We start from the raw sequence: 4,404 nt of genomic DNA, 5'->3' as shown, positions 1-4,404 counted from the left end.
AAGCACCAACAACCGCCCGAGCCGCCAGGCCCACAACAGCCCGAACAAGGACTCAACCGGCTCCTTACCCGCCTACCCCCACACAATAAGCAACAACCGCATCCAACACCCCCTCAACCTCCCCCACAGCCGTCGCGCAGCGAATCTCCACACCGGGATGGCGCCGCCGGCAATCATCCAGCAGCACCGGCAAGTCGCGCCGCAGATGGCCGCCCTGGCCGAAGAACACCGGCACCACGGTGATGTCCGCCACGCCGCTGCCGGCCAGTTCGGCCAGCGCGTCGGGCAGGGATGGGGTCATCAGTTCGAGGAAGGCCAGGCGTACCGTGCTGCCGGGCAGCGCCGCCGCCAGCTTGGCGTGGAGGCGGTCGAACGGTTCGCGCCAGCGCGCGTCGCGCGCGCCGTGGCCGAACAGGACCAGGGCCTTGGCGGGGGTGGCGGGGGTGTTCATGGCGCGTCTAGTGCCGGTCGACCCAGCGCAATGCGCCGAGCGCCACCAGCAGGTACAGCGTACCGGGGATCAGCGCCGAGACGATCGGCGGCCAGGTGTGCAGCAGGCCCACGTGCGAGAACAGCGTGTTGGACAGGTGGAAGGACAGCCCCAGCATGATGCCGCCGAACACCTTCACGCCCACCGCGCCGGCGCGCGCGTGCAGGTAGGCGAAGGGCAGGGCCAGCGCCACCATCACGAACAGCGTGAGCGGGTACACCACCTTCTTCCAGAAGGCGATCTCGTAGCGCTGCGTGTCCTGCTTGTTGTCGCGCAGGTGGCGGATGTAGCGGAACAGGTCGAGCGTGGACATGCGTTCCGGCTCCACCAGCAGCACCGACAGGATCTGCGGCGTGAGCTCCGAGCGCATGGTCATGCTGGGCACGGTCTTCTGCTCGCCGCGGAACACCGGGGCCAGCGTGTCGGCCTTGCCGGGTTCGCCGCGCGGCAGTTCCAGGAAGTGGGTCTCGGTGACGCCGCTGAGCTGCCACGACTGGCCGCCCTGGTAGCGGCCTTCCCTGGCCACGCGGATCACGCTCAGGCGGTACTGTTCGTCGAATTCGTAGATGGTGACGCCGGTGATGCTCTGGTCGGGGCGCAGGCCGACCACGTTGACGAAGCGCGTGACCTCGTGGCCGCGGGCGGCGTCGCGGTCGCGGTCCTTGACCCACACGCCCGAGCGGAAGCCGGCCGACACCGTGGCGCCGAGCGCCTCCAGCTTGACCTTCTGCGCGTACTGCTCGGCCTGCGGGCCGATGAACTCGCCGAAGATGAAGGTGGCGATGGCCAGCGGGATCGCCAGCTTGAACAGCGAGAACAGCGCCTGCCGGGTGTTGAGGCCGGCCACGCGGAAGATGGTGTACTCGGACTGGCTGGCCAGTTGCGAGAACACGTAGATCGCGCTGATCAGCACCGCGATCGGCAGCACCTCGTAGATGCGCGTGGGTGCCTGCAGGATGACGTGGAAGAACGCCACCAGCGAGGTGTAGCTGCCGGCCACGCTCTCCAGCTCGCTGAGCATGTCGAAGAACACGAACAGCGCCAGCACGGCGAACAGGATGAAGGCGAAGACGCCATAGATCAGGCGGCCGAAGTAGCGCTCGTAGACGCGCAGGAACCTCATGCCCGGCCTCCCTTCGGCGCCTTGCGCGGCAGGCCGAGCACGGCGCGCCAGCCGCCCAGGCTGATGTTCTGGCGGTAGCGGAACAGCATCACCGCGCCCAGCAGCGCGATCAGGTGGAACGGCCACCAGGCCAGCGCGAACGGGATCGAGCCCGAGCGCACCCAGGCCTGCGAGAGATTGATCAGGTTGCTGTAGGTCAGGTAGATCAGCACCGCGAACACCAGCGGCGTATAGCGGCCCAGGCGCGGGTTGACGTAGGCCAGCGGAATGGCGATCAGCACGAAGTTGAAGGCCAGCAGCGGCAGCGACAGGCGCCACAGCAGCTCGCCCAGGTTCTCGTTGCTGCGGTTGCGCAGCAGGTCGATGGTGTCACGGCTCTTGGTGGGCAGGTCGGCCTCGCTCGCGGGGGGTTTGTTGTCCACCTTCACCGCGTACTGGTCGAACTCGACGATGCGGTAGTCCAGCTTGCCGGGCAGGCCGGTGTAGCGGCGGCCGTTCTCCATCACCACCAGGCGGTCGCCGTTGGGCATGGTGCGGAACTGGCCCTGGTGGGCCAGCGACACGCCGATCTTGCCCGCTTCCGCGCTGGCCACGAAGACGTTGCGCGCGTGGGTCATGTCGGCGTCGATGCTTTCGATGAACAGCACGTAGTTGGCTTTGGCCGGCTCGATGAAGCGCCCCGCGGCGATCATCGACAGCACGCCGCGCTGCTCGAAGCGGTCGCGGAACAGCGCGCTCTGCTGGTTGGCCCACGGCCACGCGAACATACCCAGCAGCAGCGACATGACGATGAACGGCGCGGCGAACTGCAGCACCGGTTTGACCAGGTCGCGCAGCGAGATGCCGGCCGAGAACCACACCACCATCTCCGAATCCTTGTACCAGCGCGTGAGCACGATCAGGGTGGAGATGAACAGCGTGGCCGACAGCAGGATGGACAGGTAGCCGATGGTGGCCAGGCCGATCAGCATCAGGACGTCGTTCGGGCTGGCCTGCCCGTTGGCGGCCATGCCAAGGATGCGGATCACGAGCGAGGTCAGCATGAAGGTCAGCATGACCAGGAACACCGCGCCGGCGGTGTAGGCGAGCTCGCGACGCAGGGCTTGTTGAAAGATCATGCGTTGTCGGTTCCGGACTGCCGGCCGGCGCGGGCGATGGTGCGCCGGTTGGCTTGCTAGTCAGGATAGCGGACCGGCGGCAGCAAATCGCGGATAATAGGGGCTTTCTTTGGACGAGCCCCTGGAAGGAAGCGCGATGGAATTTAGCACAAAAGCCCTGGATTGGAGCAAAGCTGGCCAAAATGGTTTCCTGGCGACCAAGACCGACTGCCTGGTGGTCGGCCTGTTTGAAGGCCAGAGCCTGGCCGGCGTGGCCAAGGCGCTGGACGTCGCGACCAAGGGCCTGGTGGCGCGGCTCGTCAAGCTCGGCGATTTCGAGGGCAAGCGCGGCACCCAGCTGATGCTGCACGAGGTCGCCGGCGTGGGCGCGGCGCGCGTGCTGCTGGTGGGCCTGGGCAAGGAGGGCGAGTTCAACGAGAAGGCGTTCGCCGAAGCCGTGCGCACCGCCTTGCGTGCCTTGTCCGGCACGCGCGCGGCCAGCGTGCTGTGGTGCCTGGCGCAGCAGCAGGCTTCCCAGCAGGCCGGCAACGCCGCCGACCTGTCGTGGCGCCTGATCACCACCGTCACGCTGATCCGCGAGGCGGGCTACCGCCTGCTCGAGCGCCATCCCGGCCTCAAGCGCGCCGGCAACGGCGCCAACGCCAAGGACAAGAGCGGCCTGCGCAAGGTGGTGCTGACCGTGGACGCGGCCGACGCCAAGGCCGCGGCCCAGGCCGTGCTGCGCGGCGTGGCCATCGCCGGCGGCATGGAACTGACCAAGGACCTCGGCAACCTGCCTTCCAACATCTGCACGCCGACCTACCTGGCCGACACCGCGCGCGCCATCGCCAAGCGCCACAAGCTCAAGGTGGAAGTGCTGGGCCGCAAGCAGATCGAGGCGCTCAAGATGGGCGCGTTCCTGGCCGTGACCAAGGGCGCGGTCGAGCCGCCGCAGTTCATCGTGCTGCGCTATGACGGCGCATCCGCCAAGCAGGCCCCGGTGGTGCTGGTGGGCAAGGGCATCACCTTCGACACCGGCGGCATCTCGCTCAAGCCGGGCGAGGGCATGGACGAGATGAAGTACGACATGTGCGGCGCGGCCTCGGTGCTGGGCACGCTGCAGGCGGTGGCCGAGATGGGCCTCAAGCTCAACGTGATCGCGGTGGTGCCCACCTGCGAGAACATGCCCAGCGGCACCGCCACCAAGCCCGGCGACGTCGTCACCAGCATGTCCGGCCAGACCATCGAGATCCTCAACACCGACGCCGAAGGCCGCCTGGTGCTGTGCGACGCGCTGACCTACGTGGAGCGTTTCAAGCCCGCCGCGGTGATCGACGTGGCCACGCTGACCGGCGCCTGCATCATCGCGCTGGGCCACGTGAACAGCGGCCTGTACGCGCGCAACGACGGCCTCGCCGACCAGTTGCTGCAGGCCGGGCGCAAGGCGATGGACAGCGCCTGGCGCATGCCGCTGGACGACGACTACCAGGACCAGCTCAAGTCCAACTTCGCCGACATGGCCAACATCGGCGGCCGCCCGGCCGGCAGCGTGACCGCGGCCTGCTTCCTGGCGCGCTACACCGAGAAGTACGACTGGGCCCACCTGGACATCGCCGGCACGGCCTGGAAGAGCGGCGCGGCCAAGGGCGCCACCGGCCGCCCGGTGCCGCTGCTGGCGCAGTTCCTGATGGACC

The 4,404-nt window shown here is 68.0% G+C and carries 4 protein-coding genes; 1 reads left to right on the top strand and 3 read right to left on the bottom strand.

The window, feature by feature from the left end; genetic code table 11:
* Positions 1–64: 64 nt before the first annotated feature.
* From K206_RS0135450 to lptF, 3 genes are read right to left on the bottom strand one after another with little or no spacing between them, the layout of a single operon-like run.
* Entirely contained in the window at positions 65–451 is a 387-nt protein-coding gene (locus tag K206_RS0135450; protein ID WP_020206994.1) for a sirohydrochlorin chelatase, read from the bottom strand.
* A 7-nt stretch (positions 452–458) separates the two neighbouring features.
* The gene (lptG, locus tag K206_RS0135445; RefSeq protein WP_020206993.1) at positions 459–1,613 is read right to left on the bottom strand and encodes an LPS export ABC transporter permease LptG; all 1,155 of its coding nucleotides are present in this window, start codon (positions 1,611–1,613) and stop codon (positions 459–461) included.
* Positions 1,610–2,731, bottom strand: a complete 1,122-nt coding sequence (gene lptF, locus K206_RS0135440; protein ID WP_020206992.1) for an LPS export ABC transporter permease LptF — start codon at positions 2,729–2,731, stop codon at positions 1,610–1,612. Before lptF ends, lptG begins: the two co-directional genes overlap by 4 nt.
* A 136-nt stretch (positions 2,732–2,867) precedes the next feature.
* On the opposite strand from lptF, the gene K206_RS0135435 reads away from it, so the two are divergent.
* The coding region (locus tag K206_RS0135435; protein ID WP_020206991.1) for a leucyl aminopeptidase at positions 2,868–4,404 on the top strand (1,537 nt) is incomplete at its 3' end.

Origin of the sequence: Cupriavidus sp. WS, assembly GCF_000395345.1 — a bacterium.
GTDB lineage: Bacteria > Pseudomonadota > Gammaproteobacteria > Burkholderiales > Burkholderiaceae > Cupriavidus > Cupriavidus basilensis_B.
Note: the sequence above shows the minus strand (reverse complement) of the source record. Positions and strands in the feature narration are given on the sequence as shown.